At 67.5% G+C, this 17,810-nt stretch carries 16 protein-coding genes; 6 read left to right on the top strand and 10 right to left on the bottom strand.

The window, feature by feature from the left end; all coding sequences use genetic code 11:
• The first annotated feature begins 30 nt into the window (after window positions 1-30).
• The gene (locus DBY63_RS10855) at window positions 31-1,221 is read left to right on the top strand and encodes a serine hydrolase domain-containing protein (RefSeq protein ID WP_042135503.1); all 1,191 of its coding nucleotides are present in this window, start codon (window positions 31-33) and stop codon (window positions 1,219-1,221) included.
• On the opposite strand, the gene DBY63_RS10850 is transcribed toward DBY63_RS10855, so the two are convergent.
• The 8 genes from DBY63_RS10850 to DBY63_RS10815 form a co-directional block, all read right to left on the bottom strand.
• Window positions 1,209-2,063, bottom strand: coding sequence for a hypothetical protein (locus tag DBY63_RS10850; RefSeq protein WP_052382647.1), 855 nt, complete (start codon window positions 2,061-2,063; stop codon window positions 1,209-1,211). The genes DBY63_RS10855 and DBY63_RS10850 overlap by 13 nt on opposite strands.
• Before the next feature lie 3 nt (window positions 2,064-2,066).
• On the bottom strand, window positions 2,067-2,969 hold the full coding sequence (locus tag DBY63_RS10845) for a response regulator (RefSeq protein ID WP_027597590.1): 903 nt from the start codon (window positions 2,967-2,969) through the stop codon (window positions 2,067-2,069).
• Window positions 2,970-3,036: 67 nt separating this feature from the next.
• Window positions 3,037-4,896 (bottom strand): M48 family metallopeptidase, encoded by a 1,860-nt coding sequence (locus tag DBY63_RS10840; RefSeq protein WP_108581928.1) that lies wholly within the window; start codon window positions 4,894-4,896, stop codon window positions 3,037-3,039.
• Between the two features lie 4 nt (window positions 4,897-4,900).
• On the bottom strand, window positions 4,901-5,488 hold the full coding sequence (locus tag DBY63_RS10835; protein ID WP_108581927.1) for a LemA family protein: 588 nt from the start codon (window positions 5,486-5,488) through the stop codon (window positions 4,901-4,903).
• A 123-nt stretch (window positions 5,489-5,611) separates the two neighbouring features.
• Window positions 5,612-6,220: a hypothetical protein gene (locus DBY63_RS10830; protein WP_108581926.1), complete on the bottom strand. Its 609-nt coding sequence runs from the start codon at window positions 6,218-6,220 to the stop codon at window positions 5,612-5,614.
• Between the two features lie 382 nt (window positions 6,221-6,602).
• On the bottom strand, window positions 6,603-9,242 hold the full coding sequence (pepN, locus tag DBY63_RS10825) for an aminopeptidase N (protein ID WP_108581925.1): 2,640 nt from the start codon (window positions 9,240-9,242) through the stop codon (window positions 6,603-6,605).
• Between the two features lie 11 nt (window positions 9,243-9,253).
• Window positions 9,254-10,096 carry a DUF2797 domain-containing protein gene (locus DBY63_RS10820; RefSeq protein ID WP_108581924.1) on the bottom strand — a complete coding sequence of 281 codons (843 nt, stop codon included), beginning with the start codon at window positions 10,094-10,096 and terminating at the stop codon, window positions 9,254-9,256.
• Window positions 10,097-10,181: 85 nt separating this feature from the next.
• Window positions 10,182-10,445 carry a DUF1315 family protein gene (locus DBY63_RS10815; RefSeq protein WP_007162881.1) on the bottom strand — a complete coding sequence of 88 codons (264 nt, stop codon included), beginning with the start codon at window positions 10,443-10,445 and terminating at the stop codon, window positions 10,182-10,184.
• A gap of 382 nt (window positions 10,446-10,827) precedes the next feature.
• Between DBY63_RS10815 and pdeM the strand changes: the two genes are divergently transcribed.
• Complete coding sequence (gene pdeM / locus DBY63_RS10810; RefSeq protein WP_108581923.1) at window positions 10,828-11,487, top strand: ligase-associated DNA damage response endonuclease PdeM; 660 nt, start codon at window positions 10,828-10,830, stop codon at window positions 11,485-11,487.
• Between the two features lie 18 nt (window positions 11,488-11,505).
• Here the strand turns inward: pdeM and DBY63_RS10805 are convergent, their stop codons facing one another.
• Together DBY63_RS10805 and DBY63_RS10800 are read right to left on the bottom strand one after the other, a co-directional pair.
• Window positions 11,506-11,730, bottom strand: coding sequence for a hypothetical protein (locus tag DBY63_RS10805; protein ID WP_027597585.1), 225 nt, complete (start codon window positions 11,728-11,730; stop codon window positions 11,506-11,508).
• Window positions 11,731-11,797: 67 nt separating this feature from the next.
• Entirely contained in the window at window positions 11,798-12,679 is an 882-nt protein-coding gene (locus DBY63_RS10800; RefSeq protein ID WP_108581922.1) for a polyprenyl synthetase family protein, read from the bottom strand.
• Between the two features lie 135 nt (window positions 12,680-12,814).
• On the opposite strand from DBY63_RS10800, the gene fni reads away from it, so the two are divergent.
• From fni to DBY63_RS10780, 4 genes are read left to right on the top strand one after another with little or no spacing between them, the layout of a single operon-like run.
• Complete coding sequence (gene fni / locus DBY63_RS10795; protein WP_108581921.1) at window positions 12,815-13,864, top strand: type 2 isopentenyl-diphosphate Delta-isomerase; 1,050 nt, start codon at window positions 12,815-12,817, stop codon at window positions 13,862-13,864.
• The gene (locus DBY63_RS10790) at window positions 13,864-15,159 is read left to right on the top strand and encodes a glycosyltransferase (RefSeq protein ID WP_108581920.1); all 1,296 of its coding nucleotides are present in this window, start codon (window positions 13,864-13,866) and stop codon (window positions 15,157-15,159) included. The genes fni and DBY63_RS10790 overlap by 1 nt, the downstream gene beginning before the upstream one ends.
• The gene (crtY, locus tag DBY63_RS10785; protein WP_108581919.1) at window positions 15,122-16,315 is read left to right on the top strand and encodes a lycopene beta-cyclase CrtY; all 1,194 of its coding nucleotides are present in this window, start codon (window positions 15,122-15,124) and stop codon (window positions 16,313-16,315) included. The genes DBY63_RS10790 and crtY overlap by 38 nt, the downstream gene beginning before the upstream one ends.
• The gene (locus DBY63_RS10780) at window positions 16,312-17,808 is read left to right on the top strand and encodes a phytoene desaturase (protein WP_108581918.1); all 1,497 of its coding nucleotides are present in this window, start codon (window positions 16,312-16,314) and stop codon (window positions 17,806-17,808) included. Before crtY ends, DBY63_RS10780 begins: the two co-directional genes overlap by 4 nt.
• The last annotated feature ends 2 nt before the right edge of the window (window positions 17,809-17,810 follow it).

Here is a 17,810-nt window from a genome sequence, read left to right as displayed (position 1 = left end):
CGCCGGCGATTCGCCAGGAGCTTAAACCAGATGTCTTCCCTACTGCTCGCCAGCGCACTCGGCCTCGGCCTGAGTACCCCCCTTGCCCAGGCCGAGGACGCGGCCCTCGCCGCCCGCCTCGATCCGATCCTGGAACAGGCCATCGCCCAGCAGCGCATCGTCGGCACCGTGGTCATGGTCGCCCACCAGGGCCGGGTGGTGTATCGGCGCGCCGCCGGTTTCGCCGATCGCGAAGCCCGGCGGCCGATGCAGGAAGACCAGCTGTTTCGCTTCGCCTCCCTGACCAAGCCGCTGGTGGCCGTGACCGCCTTGCGGCTGGCGGACCAGGGCCGCCTGGATCTGCAGGCGCCGGTCAGTCGCTACCTGCCCTACTTCACCCCGGCTCTGGCCGATGGCACTCCGGCCACGCCGACCCTGGCGCAGCTGCTCAGCCACACCGCCGGCCTGCACTATGGTTTCGGCGAAGACCAGCACGGTCCCTATCACCGTGCCGGGGTATCCGACGGCCTGGATGATGCCTCCCTCACCCTGGAAGAAAACCTCCGACGCCTGGCGGGGGTGCCGCTGGACTTCCAGCCGGGCACCCAGTGGCGCTACTCCCTTGGGCTGGACGTGATGGGCGGCGTGCTGGCGGCCGCCACCGGGCAGCCCCTGCCGGCGGTCGTCCAGCGGGAGGTGGCCGCACCGCTGGGTCTGCACGACCTGAGCTTCCACGTCAGCGACGCCGGGCGCCTGGCCACAGCCTATCGCGACGGCTATCCGCGCCCCGAACCCATGAGCGAGCCCTATCTGCTACCCATGCCCAAGGGCGGCATTCTCTATTCGCCGGCACGCGCCCTTTCGGCGCAGGCCTTCGCCTCGGGCGGCGGTGGCATGCAGGGCAGCGCGGGCGACTATCTTGCCTTTCTCGAGGCGCTCCGCCAGGGGCGGCTGCTCCAACCGGCCAGCCAGCGCCTGTTCATGGAAGACCAGATCCCTGAGCTGCAGCGCGACGACGCCCCGGGCTGGGGCTTTAGCCTGGGCGCGGCGGTGCTGCGCGATGCCCGGATGGCGAAGACCCCGCAGACGCCTGGCACCCTGCAATGGGGTGGCGTCTACGGCAATGCCTGGTTCATCGACCCGGCGCGCGAGCTGAGCGTGGTCATCCTCACCAACACGGCGATCGCCGGCATGAGCGGCCCCTTCCCCGACGCCATCCGTGATGCCCTTTACCGCGACTGAGCGGCGTCCAGCCGGGCCTGCAGCGCCTGCAGCTGCTCCTGCAGCGCGGCATGCTCCTGTTGCAGGGCCTGATAGCTGTCGGTGACGGCGTCGGTATCGATGAACACCTGCTCGATGAACTCCTTTTCCACCAGGGTGCGCGACAGCTTCGCCCGCTCCTCTTCGAGACTTTCGCGCAGGGTCTCCAGCTCCTCCTGCAGGCGCCCATCCACCTCGGCCACGCCCGCCGCAGCCGGCGCCGCGGGCTGTTGCCGCAGCCGCAGCAGCTCTTCGCCGAGTCGCTGTACCTTCACCTTGAGCTGATCGCGCTCGCGGCGCACTTCCAGCAGGGTGCCCTGCACCCGATCGTGATCGAGACTGAGGCGCTGCAGCTTGGCTTCCGCGCCGCGCATCTCGCGATTCTGCACGTGCAGGTTGGTGATCAGCTTGTGCGCCCGGTCCAGCTTGGACTTGAGATCGTCCAGCTTGAATTCCAGACTCTCGCGATGGGACAGCAGGTCGTCGATATAGGGCTGGTTGGTCTTCTTCCAGTCCGGATAGTCGTCACCGCCCACCCCGTCGAGGCGGCCTACCAGATCCAGGCTGTCGCTGATGGCCTGCCCCAGGGGCTCGACATCCGCCTGCCGCGCCGCGTCGATCAGGCTGGCCGCGGTCTCGGCCTGACTGGTGAGCGGCAGCGGCGCGCCGGGCGCAGACGCCGCAGGGACCTCGGGGTCCTCGACCGCGGCCTCGGGGCGTGGAAAGAGGCGCTGCCAGAGCAGGGTCAGGACCAGGGCGATGAGCAGGACATTGGACAGGGTGACCAGCAGGAAACCCCATTCGACGAAGCGCGAGTCGGCCATCCCCTAGCTCAACAGGAAGGCGATGAAGCCGTCACCCAGCCCGGGAAAGGACAGGCTGAAATCGGCGCGACCATTGTTCTGCCGCCAGAGGCTGTAGAGCTTCTCGAAGGGCTTCTGCACCAAGTGACTGGTGCTGAGTACCAGCGGCGCACCACCCTTGCCGGCGGAGATCATGCCGCTGAGGTCGGCGAGGAAGGCGGTGGCGTTCTCGTAGATTTCCCGGCTCAGGGTCGCGCTGGCAATGGCGCTGTGGATGGCTGCCGGCGCGAGTCCGGCCAGGGAGCCACCGAGAATGCAGGCCGCGTTGAGGTCCAGCAGGCAGACGGCTTCCAGTGCCTTGCTCTGCGGATGGCCATAGATGCCGATCACATAGGGCAAGGCCAGCCGATCAACCGGAATCGGCGCCATGGGCTCTATCTGGCAGACGATGGACGAGAGGCCGAGCAACTGGCGGATGCGCTGTGGATCAGGGTTGAAACGAGTCGGGATCGGCAGGCTCTCGCGACCGGAGGATTCAATGGCCTGTTCGGCGCTGGCGCCATCCTGCAGCACGGTGAGCACCGCCTGCTGCAGGGTTTCCTGGGCGAAGGGCTTGGTCACCACGAAGGCTGCGCCATTGCGGTAGGCCGCCTCGATGTTGCGCGCCGACGACTCGGTGGTGACAAAACCCACGTGGATGTCGGCGCCCACCCGCTGACGGATCGCCTGGAGCAGTTCCAGACCGGTCATGCCGGGCATGTGCCAGTCGGTGAGCACCAGGTTGGGCGTCCAACTCTCCAGCAGCGCCACGGCTTCCTCACCGGTGGACGCCACGCGCAATTCGATATCCCTGTAACCGGTATTCGCCAGAATCCGCTTGATGATGGTCTGGACCGCTCGACTGTCGTCTACCACGAGGAACTTCATGCATCATCCTGAATTATGAACGCCACGTTATCCCTCGGCGAGCTGTCGCCGCGGGCGCCAGTGTGGATCACAGTGCAGATATCACCTGGCCAGTATCAGCCGAACGGCAACCTTTTTGCGAGAGCTTGTCATCGGCGAGTGAAAGGTATTCGTCCAGGGCGGGATACGGCAATTCGAGGACCGTACAATAGAGCCTCAGCAGCTCCAGCTCTGCGGTTTGCACCCTTTCGTCCGCCTCGATGAGACAGAGCAGGCCCTCCAGTACCAGGGTGCGCGCCGCCACGCTCAGTTGGGCGAGCTGCGCCAGGGCGCCGTCCAGCGCCGGACGCCAGGGACGCGGCGGCGCGTAGCTACAGTGCAAACCGGGAAAGGTACGGGCGACGGCGAGCAGGAAGGCCCGACGAGCGACCTGGACGTCATCGTGGCTCTGTTCGGCGGCCACCGCATAGAAGGTAAGGACCCCGGTCCGGGCCTGCGCCAGCTTGCCCCGCCCCGACAGCCGTTGGCGACCCGGCGCCAAGCTGGCGATCAGCTGACGCTGGATGACCTGCGCCAGGCAGTAGCGGGACAACTCCAGGTCCGGCGCAGCGGCGAAGCCTGCCTTGAGATCGATCAGCAGCTGGCGCAGGACCGGCCGCGGCAGTTGGCGGATGGCTGGAAAGGTCAGTTGCGCCACCGGCAGCCGCAGAGAGGCATGCAGACTGTTCACCCAGCGCGCGCCCTCCCCGCCGCCCGCTGCCGGCGGCGTGCCGGCCAGTGCCAGCAACAGCTCCGCCGCCTGCTGCGGCTGGCGCAGCACTTCGAGCAGGGCCGGTGGAAGGGTGCGCAGGGGCGTATCGGCCAGTGCCGGTGCAACCGGCAGCGCTACGGCGGTCGGCGGCGGCGAAGCGGGCGGCGTACCCCCTGCCACATAGGCGACGCCCATGGGCAGCAAGGCTTCCGCCCGGAGGCGCTCCAGCTGCCATTCGTCGAAGTCCGGTTCCAGGTGCTGGATGCGCTCCAGCACCGGGGGATGGGTGGCGAACCAGGAGGCGCCCGAGTCGCCCAGCACCATGTGCGCGACGCTGCGCGCCCGACGGTGATAGAGCCGCCCCTGCAGCGGATGGGCGGCGATCTTCTTCAGGGCATTGGCCAGACCCTGGGGCTGGCGGGTGAACTGCACGGCGGAGGCATCCGCCAGACGCTCGCGTGAGCGCGCCGCCGCGGCCTGGATCAGGTTGGCGAAGAACAGTCCGCAGCCGCCGACCGCCAGCAGCACGGTGCCCAGCAACCAGCCCAGCAGGTGGTTGCCATCGACCCGGGTGATGGTCGAGGTGCGATCCGAGAAGAGCTCCTGTCCGAGGTCGGCGATCAGGCTGATGCCATGCAGCCAGCCCAGCAGGCGCAGATTCAGGCGCATGTCGCCGTTGAGCAGATGACTGAATTCATGGGCGACGACACCCTGCAATTCGTCCCTGTTCAAGAGCTTGAGCGCGCCGCGGGTCAGGCACAGGCTGGCATCTGCCGGTCCGTAGCCGCTGATGAAGGCATTGATGGCCGGCTCGTCCGGCAGCAGGTACAGCCGCGGCACCGGTACGCCGGCGGCCAGGGCCATCTCCGCCACTACGTTGTGCAGCTGACGGGTACGGGGGTCTGCCTCATCATCCAGTGGCACGGCGCCCAGCCGCCTGACCACGGCCTCGCCACCCTGGCGCGCCAGTTGCCGCACCTTCCAGAAGGAAGTGCCGGCGATGATGCCGGTGAATGCCAGGCCGGTCTTGACCAGCGTCGCCCCACGCCCACCGAGGTAGTCGATCACCTCCCGCGGCAGGAACACCAGGGCCAGGCCGGCGCTGGCCAGCGCCATGAGCAGCACCACCAGGGCTAGCAAGGCAAGACACAGCCGGGTGCGCCGGCGCGCCGCGGCCTGGTCGTCGAGAAAGCGCACGCGCTCAGCTCAGGCTGATGCGCGGGGTCTGGCGGGCTGCCCCGTCCGGCAAGGCCAGGGGCTGCGCCAGGCGAAAGCCGAAGCGACGGGCGAGCAGCGATCCGGGAAAGGTCTCGCAGCGATTGTTGTAGTCCATCACCGCATCGTTATGGGCCTGACGGGCGAAGGCCAGGCGATTTTCCGTGGAGCTCAGCTCTTCCATCAGCTGCAGGACCGTGTCGTTGGCCTTGAGCTCCGGATAGGCCTCGCTCACGGCGAACAGCCGCCCGAGGGCGATGCCGAGTCCCTGCTCGCCCTGCTCCAGGGCGTGCAGGGCGACGGGATCCTCCGGCCGGGTCTTGGCCTGGTGCAGGCCGGACTGCGCCTGCTGGCGCGCCGTCATCACCGCCTGCAGCGTTTCGCGCTCGTGCTGCAGATAGCCCTTCACCGCTTCCACCAGATTGGGGATGAGATCGTGCCGGCGGGTGAGCTGGACATCGATCTGGGCGAAGGCGTTGCGGTAGGCGTTACGCGCCGTGACCAGAGCGTTGTAGAGGCTGATCGCGAACAGGCCGAGAGCGACCAGGGCAGCCAGCAGGAGCAGCAGTTTCATCGAATCGTCCTTGAAGGTGCTGAGAATTTCCAGTCTAGGGCGCGCGCCGCTGCGCCCGCTGCACAGCGCGACGGATGCGCCGGTTGAGGGGATGGCTGGTGAATCCGGGGGGCATACCGCGGTTCAAGACGGGGATGGCGTGCCCGGGTCGGTGGGCTGGCGTGGCGCTGCGTCCGCCTTGCGGCCGGGCTGGAGCTGCAGCAGCAGGGCATCGCGCTCCTGACGCATCTGGGCGAGGCTGGTCTGGGTCCGGGTCAGTTCCTCCTGCAGTCGCTGGGCCTGGGCCTCGGAGGCGCGCAATTCGCGATTCTGCGCGCGCAGGCCGGTTACCACCTTGTGCGCCCGTGTCAGCCGCATGACCATGTTGTCCACCTTGAGCTCCAGGGCTTCGCGGTGCGACAGCAATTCCTCGACATAGGGGTCGTCGCTTTTCTTCCACTCGGGATAGTTGGCGTCGTACACCTCTTCCGGACCCTCGTCGAAGAGGTCGACGTTGCGGTTCGCCGCCGGGGCGGGACTGGCGGGAAGTGGCGGCGGCGGAGCGTCGGCAGGCGCGCTGTCGACCACCTCGGGAGCGACCGGCGCCTGCTCCTCGTTAGCGCCCTCGGCCTTGGAAGCCGCGTCGCTGGCGACGTACCGCTGCCACAGCAGAAACACCACCAGGGCGATCAGCAGGATATTGCACAGGGTTATCAGGACGAATCCCCAATCCATCAGCTGTGCATGACTCATCTGCCGCTCCGTGCTCTTCCGGTGACTGGATCCAGGCCTGTCGAGACCTCTCGCCTACCCTGTCGGCGGCGGCGCCTCGTTCTGCAGCTGATTTGAATACAGCTGGCAGCCTAAAGCATTTCTATCAGCCAAGCGGCGCCAGAGCGGAGACGAGTTGTCAGGCACGGGGGTGTGCGCGGTTTTTCCACTGGCCGGCAGAGGCGCTACAGGCTAGGGCCGCGCGGGAAAATCCGGGCGAAAAAAAGCCCGACGCTGGGCGTCAGGCTTTGCAACGGTGGGCGGATGTTGGGCTTCGCTGCGCTCAACCCAACCTACGGGACGAGGTAGGTTGGATTGAGACGGCTCTATCGTCGAAGCCCAACAAGCAGCCCAGTCGGATCTCCTACGCCAGGCTCTTGCTCACCACCTCGTAGACGTCGCTGGACAACTCGCCGCTGGCCAGGATGCGCTCCAGCTCGGCGCGCATCAGCGCCTGACGCGCCGGGCCGTACTTCTTCCAGCGGGTCAGGGGCGTCAGCAGCCGCGAGGCGATCTGCGGATTGAGGCGGTTGAGGGTGATGATCTGGTCGGCCAGGAAGCGATAGCCGCTGCCGTCCTCGGCGTGGAAATTGACCAGGTTGCTGTTGGCGAAGGCACCGATCAGCGCCCGCACCTTGTTGGGGTTCTTCAGGGTGAAGACCGGATTTTCCATCAGCGCCTGGACGCGCGCCAGACCGCCCGGCAGGGGGCTGGATGCCTGAACGCTGAGCCAGGTGTCCATGACCAGCGGATCGCTCTTGAACTCCTCGAAGAAGCGCCCCAGGACGTCGGCCTTTTCCTGCTCGAAACCGGAGTTGACCAGGGCGCTCAGGGCGGCCAGGCGCTCGGTCATGTTGTCGGCGTTGTCGAATTGCTCCAGGGCGGCGTCGCGCGCCTCCGGCTCTTCCAGCAGCATCAGATAGCCGAGCGCGGCGTTCTGCAGACTGCGGCGGGCGATATGGTCGGCGCTGGCCTGGTAGGGCGTGGTGCGCGAGGCCTCGCGGGCGCTGCGATAGCGCTGCCAGAGCACGTCGCGCAGGGCTTCGGCGATGGCCCGACGCGCCTGACGACGGGCGCCGTGGATGGCCCCGGGATCGGCCTGCTCGGACAGTTCCACCAGATAGGCTTCGGACGGCAGCGAGAGCATCTCGGCGACCATGGCCGGGTCGAGGGACTCGTCCGCCGCCACGGTGCGCAGGGCTTCCACCAGCCGGGTGTCCAGCGGCTCACCGGCGATCATGCCCTGCAGCACCTGCACGGCCAGCTGCTGGCCGGCGTCCCAGCGGTTGAAGCCGTCGCTGTCGTGCTGCATGAGGAAGGTCAGCTGTTCACGGCTGTAGGGGAAGCTGAGCTTGACCGGCGCGGAGAAGCCACGCAGCAGCGACGGCAGCGGCCGCTCGGGCACGTCGACGAAGGTAAAGGTCTGCTCGGCCTGGGTGACCGACAGCACCCGGTCGGTGCCCTGGGCAGCGCCCTCGCCTTCCAGGCGCAGCGGCAGGTCGCGCCCCTGGCCATCCAGCAGACCGAGCTGGACCGGGATCACGAAGGGCTCCTTGGTCGGCTGGCCCGGGGTGGGCGGGCAGCTCTGGCTGAAGGTCAGCCGATAGGTCTGGGCCGCGGCGTCATAGCTGTCGCTGACCGCCAGGCGCGGGGTGCCGGACTGGCTGTACCAGCGCTTGAACTGGCTGAAGTCGGTGCCATTGGCGTCTTCCAGGGCCTTGATGAAGTCGTCGCAGGTCACCGCCTGACCGTCGTGGCGCTCGAAGTAGAGATCGGTGCCCTTGCGGAAGCCCTCGGCGCCCAGCAGGGTGTGCAGCATCCGCACCACCTCGGCGCCCTTCTCGTACACCGTCAGGGTGTAGAAGTTGGAAATCTCGATGAAGTGGTCCGGGCGCACCGGGTGGGCCATGGGACCGGCGTCCTCGGCGAACTGGTTGGTGCGCAGGAAGGCCACGTCCTCGATGCGCTTGACCGTGGGCGAATTCATGTCGGAGCTGAAGCCGGCATCGCGGAACACGGTGAAGCCTTCCTTGAGCGACAGCTGGAACCAGTCGCGGCAGGTCACGCGATTGCCCGACCAGTTGTGGAAGTATTCGTGGGCGACGATGGCCTCGACGCGCTGATGGGCGGCGTCGGTGGCGGTGCGCGGGCTGGCCAGCACGGCGCTGGAGTTGAAGATGTTGAGGCCCTTGTTCTCCATGGCGCCCATGTTGAAGTCGTTCACCGCGACGATCATGAAGATGTCCAGATCGTATTCGCGGCCATAGACCTCCTCGTCCCAGCGCATGGACTTCTTCAGGCTGTCCATGGCGTGCTGCAGCTTGCCGATGTTCTCCGGTTCGACGTAGATGCGCAGGGCCACGTCGCGGCCACTGCCGGTGCGGTAGCTGTCTTCGACGCACCAGAGGTCCCCGGCGACCAGGGCGAACAGGTAGGCCGGCTTGGGGAAGGGATCTTCCCAGGTGGCCCAGTGACGGCCGCCCTCGGCTTCGCCGCTGGCCACCGGGTTGCCGTTGGAGAGCAGGATCGGGTACTTGGCCTTGTCGGCTTCCACCGTGGTGGTGAAGACGCTCATCACGTCCGGCCGATCCAGGTAGTAGGTGATCTTGCGGAAGCCTTCGGCCTCGCACTGGGTGCAGAACATGGTGCCGGAGACGTACAGGCCTTCCAGGGCGGTGTTGCTTTCCGGATGGATGCGCACCGAGGTCTTGAGCACGAAGGCTTCGCCCTGGGGCTGCAGGGTCAGGCTGCCCGCCTCGACCTGATAGTCGCCGGCGGCCAGGGCCTGGTCGTCCAGGGCCACCGCCAGCAGCTCCAGTTCCTCGCCATGCAGCACCAGCGGCGGCAGGCTCGCGCCGCGGGCCGGATTGCGCTGCAGCCGCAATTCGGCATGCACCAGGGTCTGGTCGTCGTGCAGCTCGAATCTGAGGCGGGTCTCCTCGATGAGGTACTCGGGCGCCTGGTAGTCTTTGAGATAGATGGTCTGGGGCTGGTCGGTGCGCATGGCTTACGTCCTTACATCTCTGCTGCGGAGGCGGACACGGCCAGCTGATAGGCCGTGTACTTGCGAATGTTGATCACGCCGGTATCGAACATCAGGTATTGACCCTTGATGCCCAGCAGCGTGCCTTCCACCACGGGGGTCTTTTCCAGGTCGTGGCTGACCACCTTGGTGGGATAGACCGTCACCGGATAATGGATCTCGATGGGCGCCATGTCGACCACCGGCTGGATCGCCTGCAGGCCGAAGCGGCCCTGGAGATCGTCCAGACCCTGGGCGCAGGCGTCGAAGATACGCTCGCGCACCGCCACCAGGTCTTCCGGTGCGGCCACGCCCTTGAGCATGGCGCGCCAGTTGGTGCGATCGCCCACCTGGCTGCGCAGCAGGTCTTCCACCAGGCCGGACTGCTGGCGCGTGGCGACCCTCAGGATCGGCAGCGCCTGGTAGGCGCCCTGGTCGATCCAGCGAGTGGGCAGCTGGGTGGCGCGGGTGATGCCCACCTTGAGGCCCGAGGAGTTGGCCAGGTAGACGACGTGGGGCACCATGCAATGGGCTTCGCCCCACTCCGGCTGGCGACAGGTGCCATGCTCGTAGTGGCACTTTTCGGGGCTGACGATGCAGCTATCGCACTGGGCCAGGGCGGTGAAGCAGGGATAGCAGTAGCCCTGGCTGAAGCTCTTGCGGGTCTTGCGGCCGCAGTGGGTGCAGTGGATGGCGCCCAGGTATTCCAGGCGCAGGCGACGGCCGATCATCGGATTGACCGGCACCTCGCGCTCATCGAGGCGAAAGGCGTAGTTGACGGGGTCGGCCAGGGTCACGGCCATCTTGCGCAGGGCGCCACGGCCCAGTTCGGTCATCACGGTAGGAATTTCTCGGTTTCTAAAAGACGCGAGGTGCCTCTTCGTCGCCGAAGGGCACCTCGTCGGGGTAAGGCGCGGACAATCAGTGGATGGCGTCGGACTTGAACAGGATGTTCTCGATGGGCACCGACTTGGAGGCGCACTCCTGGGGACCCATGTAGCCGGTCCGCTGGTCTTCGGGCAGGTGCTTGGCCTCGTAGGCGATCACCGCCTGCAGACAGAGCTCGACCTGGTCGCGACTGAGCTTGCGGCCGTCCGGCCACTTGCCGATCTCCACGGCCAGCTTGAGGCCTTCGTAGATATCGGGGGTGATGTTTTCCAGCATCTGGGCGAAGGATGTCGACATGGGTCGCTCCGGACTCTAGTGAACCGCCAGTTTACCGGGCTGCAGGCGACGGCGCACCTGGCCTGGTTCAATGGTGGTCATAGGTTGTATTTCGGCTCGCGGCCCGGTGTCGCGATAGGCTGGGTTGAGACGGCTCCATCGTCGAGGCCCGACAGGGGCGATGCCGATTGGGCTGTGCTGTGCTCAACCTAACCTACGCGGGTGCGTATTCCGTGGCGTGGAAAACGGCCTGGCCTTTTCCACTGAAGAATTCGGGGCAGGGTCGCCCTCACCCCAACCCTGCCGCAGGGAGAGGGCGTTAGCAGAGCGGCCCTCCCCTCCAACAGGGCTGAACCCCGGCACCTGGCCGCCATCAGAGCAGGAAGCGCTTCCTGGAGACCCCATGCCTGCCTATCACCCCCTTATCCTCGCCGGTGTCGAACTCTGGCTGCTCGCGGAAAAGGCGATCTACTGGCCCGCGCGCCAGGCGCTGCTGGTGGCCGACATCCATTTCGGTAAGGCGGCCGCCTTCCGGGCATTGGGCCAGCCGGTGCCCCATGGCACCACCGCGGGCAACATCGCGCGGCTGGACGGCCTGCTAGCGCGTTATGACTGCCGCGAGATCATCTTTCTCGGTGACTTCCTGCACGCCCCGGAATCCCGCGCGCCCCTGACCCTGGACACCCTCGAACGCTGGAGGGAACATCAGGCCCATCTGCGGCTGCTGCTGATCCGCGGCAACCATGACAGACGCGCTGGCGATCCACCGGCGGCGCTGGGCATCGACGTAGTGGGCGAGCCGCTGGAACTGGACGGCCTGTCGCTGCAGCACGAACCCGATCCACACCCGCGCCTGCCGGTGCTGGCCGGCCACATCCATCCGGCGTTTCGCCTGCAGGGGCGTGGGCGCCAGGCGCTGCGCCTGCCCTGCTTCTGTCTGGAAAATGACGAGGTGCTGATCCTGCCGGCCTTTGGCGACTTCACCGGCGGGCACCTGCTGGCACCCGATCCAGCGCGGCGGATCTTCGTGGTGGGGGATGGCGGTATCTGGCCCTTGCGCTAGAGCCAGATACCCCGGCGATCAGCCTTCTTCGGTGATCCCGGTGATGGTGATGCCGTGGCGTTCCAGCAGGGCTACCGTGGGTTCGTCGTAATCCCGGGGGACTTCGCTGTCGTCGTATTCTTCCAGGGCATCGTCTCGGACGATCTGGGCGATCCGCTCCATGTCCGGTTTCTGGTCAGCGTCGGTGGTGACCACCGAGGTGTTGCCGTCAACGTTGCTGTAAGCAATTTTCCACTTCGACATCTCAGGACTCCTCAGGGGGAAACAAGGCTATCGAGAGATTAGAGGGCCGGATCCCCAGTAATTCGCCCTAACGCGGACGAAAGACGATATCCAGCAGGCCGGCCAGGGCGCCGTCGGCGCAACCAGCCTTGGCCAGAGCCTCGCGGGCCTGCTTGAGGTGACCGTGCAACTGGCGTTGCGCATGGTCGCGGCCGAGCAGGCTGACCAGGGTGGACTTGTCGCCATCCTTGCCGGCGTCCTTGCCCAGGCCCTTGCCGTCGTCCAGATCGTCGAGCAACTGGAAGGCCAGGCCGAGCTGGCAGGCGAAGACGTGGAAGGCCTCGCGCTGCACGGCGGTGGTGACCAGGGTGGCACCGGCCATGGCCATGGCCGCGGAGAACAGCGCGCCGGTCTTGAGCTGGTTGGTCAGGGCGATGGCATCGGCCGGCCGTGCCTGGCGGCCGCCGTGCAGGTCATGGTACTGGCCGCAGACCAGCCCCGCGGTGCCGACCGCATCGGCCAGTTGACAGACCATCTGGGTGCGGGTTTCCGCCGGTACCCCGGCGAGGCCCGCGACCAGGCGCAGGGCGTGGCTGAGCAGGGCCACCGCAGCCAGCATGGCGACGTCCTCGCCGAACTCGACGTGCAGGGTCGGCCGCCCGCGGCGCAGGCGGGCGTCGTCCATGCAGGGCATGTCGTCGAGGAACAGCGAGGCGGCGTGCACCATTTCCACGGCGCAGCCCAGATCGAGGACGGCCTCGTCGGCCTGACCCAGGTCCTCGGCGGCCAGCACCATCAGCAGCGGACGCAGCCGCTTGCCGGGTGCCAGCACACCACTGCGAATCGCTTCGGCGACCGGATCGCTGCCGGCCGGTAACAGCTCTGCCAGACGCTCGTCGATACGGGTACGCTGCCATTGCAGCGCAGCGGCAAAATTGTCTGTCGCGTTCGGCACTAATACGGTCGCCATGAGTCGAGATACTCCATATGTGGAACCGACGAACGGTCGCACCTTGGTGGATTAGGTCTTCGCAAAGCGAACCCGTCGTCCCCTACCAGACCACAACGACCGACGAAAGGTCATTCAGGGCGGACTCTAGAAGACATGGTGGATTGGGAACTGGCAAGCCGCAAGAACGATCATCTGGACATCGTGCTGGATCCCCACAAGGCCCGCAGCGCCGTCACCACGGGCTTCGACGCCTACCGCTTCACGCACTGCGCCCTGCCCGAACTGAACCTCGACGATATCGACCTCGGCACCCGCCTGTTCGGGCGTCCCCTGGCCGCGCCGCTGCTGATCAGCTCCATGACCGGCGGCCCAGAGCGGGCCGCGCTGATCAATCGGCATCTCGCCGAAGCGGCCCAGACCCTGGGCATCGCCCTGGCGGTCGGGTCCCAACGCATCGCCCTGCAGCAGGGTGGCGACCAGGGTCTGACCGGCGAATTGCGCCGGCTGGCGCCGGACGTGCCACTGCTGGCCAACTTCGGCGCCGCGCAGTTGGTGGCCGGCTATGGCCTCGACGAAGCCCGCCGCGCGGTGGAGATGATCGAAGCGGACGCCCTGATCGTGCATCTCAATCCCCTGCAGGAAGCCGTGCAAGCCGGTGGCGATCGCCGCTGGCACGGCATTCTCCTCGCTCTGGAAAATCTGGTTACACAACTGGCCGTGCCGGTCGTCGTAAAGGAAGTCGGTGCCGGGTTGTCGGGCCGGGTCGCCATGCAATTGGTGGAAGCTGGTGTGGCGGTACTCGATGTCGCCGGCGCCGGAGGCACCAGCTGGGCAGCGGTGGAAGCCGAACGGGCCCGTGACGAGCAGCAGCGCGCCATTGCCCGCGCCTTTGCCGACTGGGGCATCCCCACCGCCGAGAGCTTGTGCCAGGTGCGCGCCGCCTGCCCGCAGGCGACGGTGATCGCCTCGGGTGGCATCCGCAATGGCATCGACGTAGCCAAGGCCATCTGTCTCGGTGCGGATCTGGCCGGCCAGGCCGCCGCCGCCCTGCCCGGTGCCACCGAATCCACCGAGGCGGTGATCGCGCATTTCCAGGTGGTGATCGAACAGTTGCGCATCGCCTGCTTCTGCACTGGCTCGGCCGATCTGGCCGGCTTGCGCCAGGCCGAGCTGCTGGACGCCGCATCGCTGCGGTGCCCATAGTGGCCGACACCCGACCGGACGCCGCCATGCATGTCGCCCTGATCTCGCCGCCGCTGCCGAGCCACCTGTCCACCCATCTGGTGCTGGGTGAGGCGCTGGTCGCGCTCGGCCACCGGGTCACCCTGCTGCACCAGGTGGAGGTGGGCGATCGGGCGCTGCCGGCGGGTGTCGGCTTCCAGGCGATAGGCGCGACCAGTCATCCGCGCGGCAGCCTGGCGCCGCTGCTGGCCCGTACCGCCAGCAGCAAGCCCTGGTCGGTATTCGGCGTGATCGCCGACATGGCGCGCAATACCGAACTGTTCTGCCGCGAAGGCCCGGCCGCCCTGCGTGACCTCGAGGTCGACTGCCTGATCGCCGACCAGATGGAACCGGCCGGTGGCCTGCTCGGCGACCACCTGGGCCTGCCCTATGCGTCCCTGGCCTGCGCCGTGCCGATGAATCGCGAGCCCCATCTGCCCCTGCCCACCCTGCCCTTCGCCTACCCCGCCAGCGAGCGGGAAAGGCAGATCGTCCAGGGCGCCACCCAAGTGTTCGACCTGATGATGCGCGGCCAGGGCAAGGTCATCCAGCGCCAGGCCCAGGCCTTCGGCCTTGGCGACCGCCGGACCCTCGACGACTGCTTTTCGCCCTATCTGCAGCTGAGCCAGTGCCTGCCGGGCTTCGACTTTCCGCGGAAGGCCCCGCCGCCGCATTTCCACGAGGTCGGGCCGCTGCGCTCGCCGGCGGTGAGCGAGCAACGGCTGGCGCTGGAGATCGATCCGCGCCGGCCCTTCGTCTTCGCCTCCTTCGGCACCCTGCAGGGTGGCCGTCTGCCCCTGTTCCGCCGCATCGCCCAGGCCTGTCGCCACCTGGGCGTCCAGGTGCTGATCGCCCACTGCGGGCGCCTGGATGCCAGCGGCGAACGCCGCCTGCTCGACGACGGCGCCACCTGGGTCACGGACTTCGCGCCCCAGGAAGCGGCCATTGCCCGCGCCGATGCGGTCATCACCCACGGCGGCTTCAATACCGTGCTGGACGCCCTGGCGGCCGGCAAGCCCATGCTCGCCCTGCCCATGGTGTTCGACCAGCCGGGCATCGCCCGGCGCCTGGAGCGGGTCGGCGCCGGCATCTGCCTGGCACCGCGGCTGGCCAGCAAGGCCCGCCTGACCCAGGCCCTGGGCGCCGTGCTGGCCGACCCCAGCTACCGCCAGGCGGCCGAACGCTTCGTGCCCATCGCCAGAGCGGCAGGCGGCGTCGCCACTGCCGCTCGCCTGGTGGATGGCCTGGCCCGGCGAGGACTCGAACGTGCGTCCTGACCTGCTGATCGTCGGCGGCGGCCTGGCCGGCGGCCTGCTCGCCCTGCGCCTGGCCGAAACGCGTCCGGAGCTGGACTGGCGCCTGGTGGAAGCCGGTCCACGCCTGGGCGGCAACCACACCTGGTCCTTCCACGAGCCGGATCTCACCGCGCCGCAGCATGCCTGGATCGATCCGCTGGTCGCCCATCGCTGGCCGGGCTACGAGGTGCGTTTCCCCCAGCGCCAGCGGCAACTCGGCAGCGGCTACGCCAGCATCAGCGCCGAACGCTTCCATGAAGTTCTGAGCGCGCGCCTGCCCGCCGAGCGCCTGCTGCTGGGACGCCAGGTGCTGCGCCTGCAGGACGATGGCGTGGTCTTCGCCGATGGCTACACCCTGGCCGCCGGCGCGGTGATCGATGCCCGCGGACCGCGGCCCGATCCGGCGCTCTGGCTCGGCTATCAGAAATTTCTCGGCCAGGAGGTGCGTCTCACGCGGCCCCATGGCCTGGCCGAACCCATCGTGATGGACGCCACCGTCGATCAGCTGGACGGCTATCGCTTCGTCTACAGCCTGCCACTGGCCCCCGATCGGCTGCTGATCGAGGACACCTACTACGCCGATGGCGAGAGCCTGCCGGTCGAGCGCCTGCGCCAGCACCTGGCCGACTATGCCGGGCAGCAGGGCTGGGAGATCGCCGAGGTACTGCGCGAGGAACAGGGCGTGCTGCCCATCACCCTGGGCGGCGATCTGGACCGCTACTGGGACAACGTCACCGCCGGCGCCCCCATTGGCCTGGCCGCAGGGCTGTTCCACCCCACCACCGGCTATTCGCTGCCCGAAGCGGTACGCCTGGCGGAGCACCTGGCCGCCCAGCCCTTCACCTCCAGCGCCGTGCTGCGCGACGGCCTGCGGCAGTACGCCCAGGGCCGCTGGCAGGGCCAGGGCTTCTTCCGCCTGCTCAATCGCATGCTCTTTCTCGCCGGCCGCCCCGAGCACCGGGTGCGCGTCATGGAAAGGTTCTACGGCCTCGGAGAACCGCTGATCCAGCGCTTCTACGCCGGCCGCCTCACCGCCTTCGATCGGCTGCGCATCCTTTCCGGCAAACCGCCGGTGCCGCTGAAACCGGCCCTGGATGCCGCGCTAGCTCGTCCTCCTCAGTTCAAGGAAGCACCATGACCCAAGGTAACGCGCCCAAGCGGGCCATCGTCATCGGCGCCGGCTTTGGCGGTATCGCCCTGGCGATCCGTCTGCAGTCGGCCGGCATCGCCACCACCCTCATCGAGGGCCGCGACAAGCCCGGCGGCCGTGCCTACGTCTACGAGGACGCGGGCTTCACCTTCGACGCTGGTCCGACCGTCATCACCGATCCCTCGGCCCTAGAGGAGCTGTTCACCCTCAGCGGTCGGCAGATGCGCGACTATGTGGAGCTGCTGCCGGTCAGCCCCTTCTACCAGCTGTGCTGGGAAGACGGCACCCGCTTCGACTACGTCAACGACCAGGCCCGGCTGGACGAGCAGATCCGCGCCCTGGAACCGGACGACGTCGCCGGCTACCAGCGCTTCCTGGCCTATTCCCAGGCGGTATTCGAAGAAGGCTACATCCGCCTCGGCGCCAAGCCCTTCCTCAAGGTCGGCGACATGCTCGCCGCCGGTCCCAAGCTGGTCCAGCTCAGCGCCTGGCGCAGCGTCTACACCCAGGTGTCGTGCTTCGTGAAGAGCGAGAAGCTGCGCCAGACGCTGTCTTTCCATACCCTGCTGGTGGGCGGCAACCCCTTCGCCACCTCCTCGATCTATGCGCTGATCCATGCGCTGGAACGCAAGTGGGGCGTCTGGTTCGCCAAGGGCGGTACCCACCAGCTGGTGCTCGGCCTGCTGAAGCTCTTTACCGACCTTGGCGGCGAGGTGCGGCTGAACGCGCCGGTGGAACGCATCCTCACCGAAGGCAATCGCGCCACCGGCGTTTGCCTGGCCGACGGCAGCCAGCTCGCGGCCGATCTGGTGGCCTCCAACGCCGACGTGGTGCACACCTATCGCAAGCTGCTTGGCCACCACACCCATGGCGTGGTCGAGGGCAATCGCCTCAAGCGCAAGAGACACAGCATGTCGCTGTTCGTCATCCATTTCGGCCTGAGCCAGCCGCCGGTGGGTCTCGAACACCACATGGTCTGCTTCGGCCAGCGCTATCGTGGCCTGATCGACGAACTGTTCAAGGGCCCGGGCGTGCCGGACGACTTCTCGCTCTACCTGCACTCGCCCTGCGTCACCGATCCGTCGCTGGCACCGCCCGGCCACAGTTCCCACTACGTGCTGGCGCCGGTGCCGCACCTGGGCAATGCCGACGTCGACTGGAGCGTGGAAGGCCCGCTCCTGAGAGACAAGATCTTCGCCTACCTGGAAGAGCGCTACATGCCCGGCCTGAGGGCCAATCTGGTCACCTCGCGCATCTTCACCCCGGCCGATTTCCGCCAGGAGCTCAATGCCCATGTCGGCTCGGCCTTTTCCCTGGAGCCCATCCTCACCCAGAGCGCCTGGTTCCGGCCGCACAATCGCGATAGTGTCATTCCCAACCTCTACCTGGTCGGCGCGGGCACCCATCCCGGGGCCGGCGTTCCGGGCGTGGTCGGCTCGGCCAAGGCCACCGCCAGCGTCATCCTCGAGGAGCACGGTTAGCC

The sequence above is a fragment of the Pseudomonas sp. RIT411 genome, assembly GCF_003057735.2.
GTDB lineage: Bacteria > Pseudomonadota > Gammaproteobacteria > Pseudomonadales > Pseudomonadaceae > Chryseomonas > Chryseomonas oryzihabitans.
This window is presented reverse-complemented; position numbering and strand designations above follow the sequence as displayed.

Excerpts from the sequence above, each read along its gene's own strand:
- DBY63_RS10815 (WP_007162881.1), bottom strand. The coding sequence starts at position 10,445 with ATGTCGACATCCTTCGCCCAGATGCTGGAAAACATCACCCCCGATATC.
- fni (WP_108581921.1), top strand. The coding sequence starts at position 12,815 with ATGGTGGATTGGGAACTGGCAAGCCGCAAGAACGATCATCTGGACATC.
- pdeM (WP_108581923.1), top strand. The coding sequence starts at position 10,828 with ATGCCTGCCTATCACCCCCTTATCCTCGCCGGTGTCGAACTCTGGCTG.
- DBY63_RS10805 (WP_027597585.1), bottom strand. The coding sequence starts at position 11,730 with ATGTCGAAGTGGAAAATTGCTTACAGCAACGTTGACGGCAACACCTCG.
- DBY63_RS10820 (WP_108581924.1), bottom strand. The coding sequence starts at position 10,096 with ATGACCGAACTGGGCCGTGGCGCCCTGCGCAAGATGGCCGTGACCCTG.
- DBY63_RS10845 (WP_027597590.1), bottom strand. The coding sequence starts at position 2,969 with ATGAAGTTCCTCGTGGTAGACGACAGTCGAGCGGTCCAGACCATCATC.
- DBY63_RS10800 (WP_108581922.1), bottom strand. The coding sequence starts at position 12,679 with ATGGCGACCGTATTAGTGCCGAACGCGACAGACAATTTTGCCGCTGCG.
- DBY63_RS10835 (WP_108581927.1), bottom strand. The coding sequence starts at position 5,488 with ATGAAACTGCTGCTCCTGCTGGCTGCCCTGGTCGCTCTCGGCCTGTTC.
- DBY63_RS10830 (WP_108581926.1), bottom strand. The coding sequence starts at position 6,220 with ATGAGTCATGCACAGCTGATGGATTGGGGATTCGTCCTGATAACCCTG.
- pepN (WP_108581925.1), bottom strand. The coding sequence starts at position 9,242 with ATGCGCACCGACCAGCCCCAGACCATCTATCTCAAAGACTACCAGGCG.
- crtY (WP_108581919.1), top strand. The coding sequence starts at position 15,122 with ATGGCCTGGCCCGGCGAGGACTCGAACGTGCGTCCTGACCTGCTGATC.
- DBY63_RS10780 (WP_108581918.1), top strand. The coding sequence starts at position 16,312 with ATGACCCAAGGTAACGCGCCCAAGCGGGCCATCGTCATCGGCGCCGGC.
- DBY63_RS10850 (WP_052382647.1), bottom strand. The coding sequence starts at position 2,063 with ATGGCCGACTCGCGCTTCGTCGAATGGGGTTTCCTGCTGGTCACCCTG.
- DBY63_RS10855 (WP_042135503.1), top strand. The coding sequence starts at position 31 with ATGTCTTCCCTACTGCTCGCCAGCGCACTCGGCCTCGGCCTGAGTACC.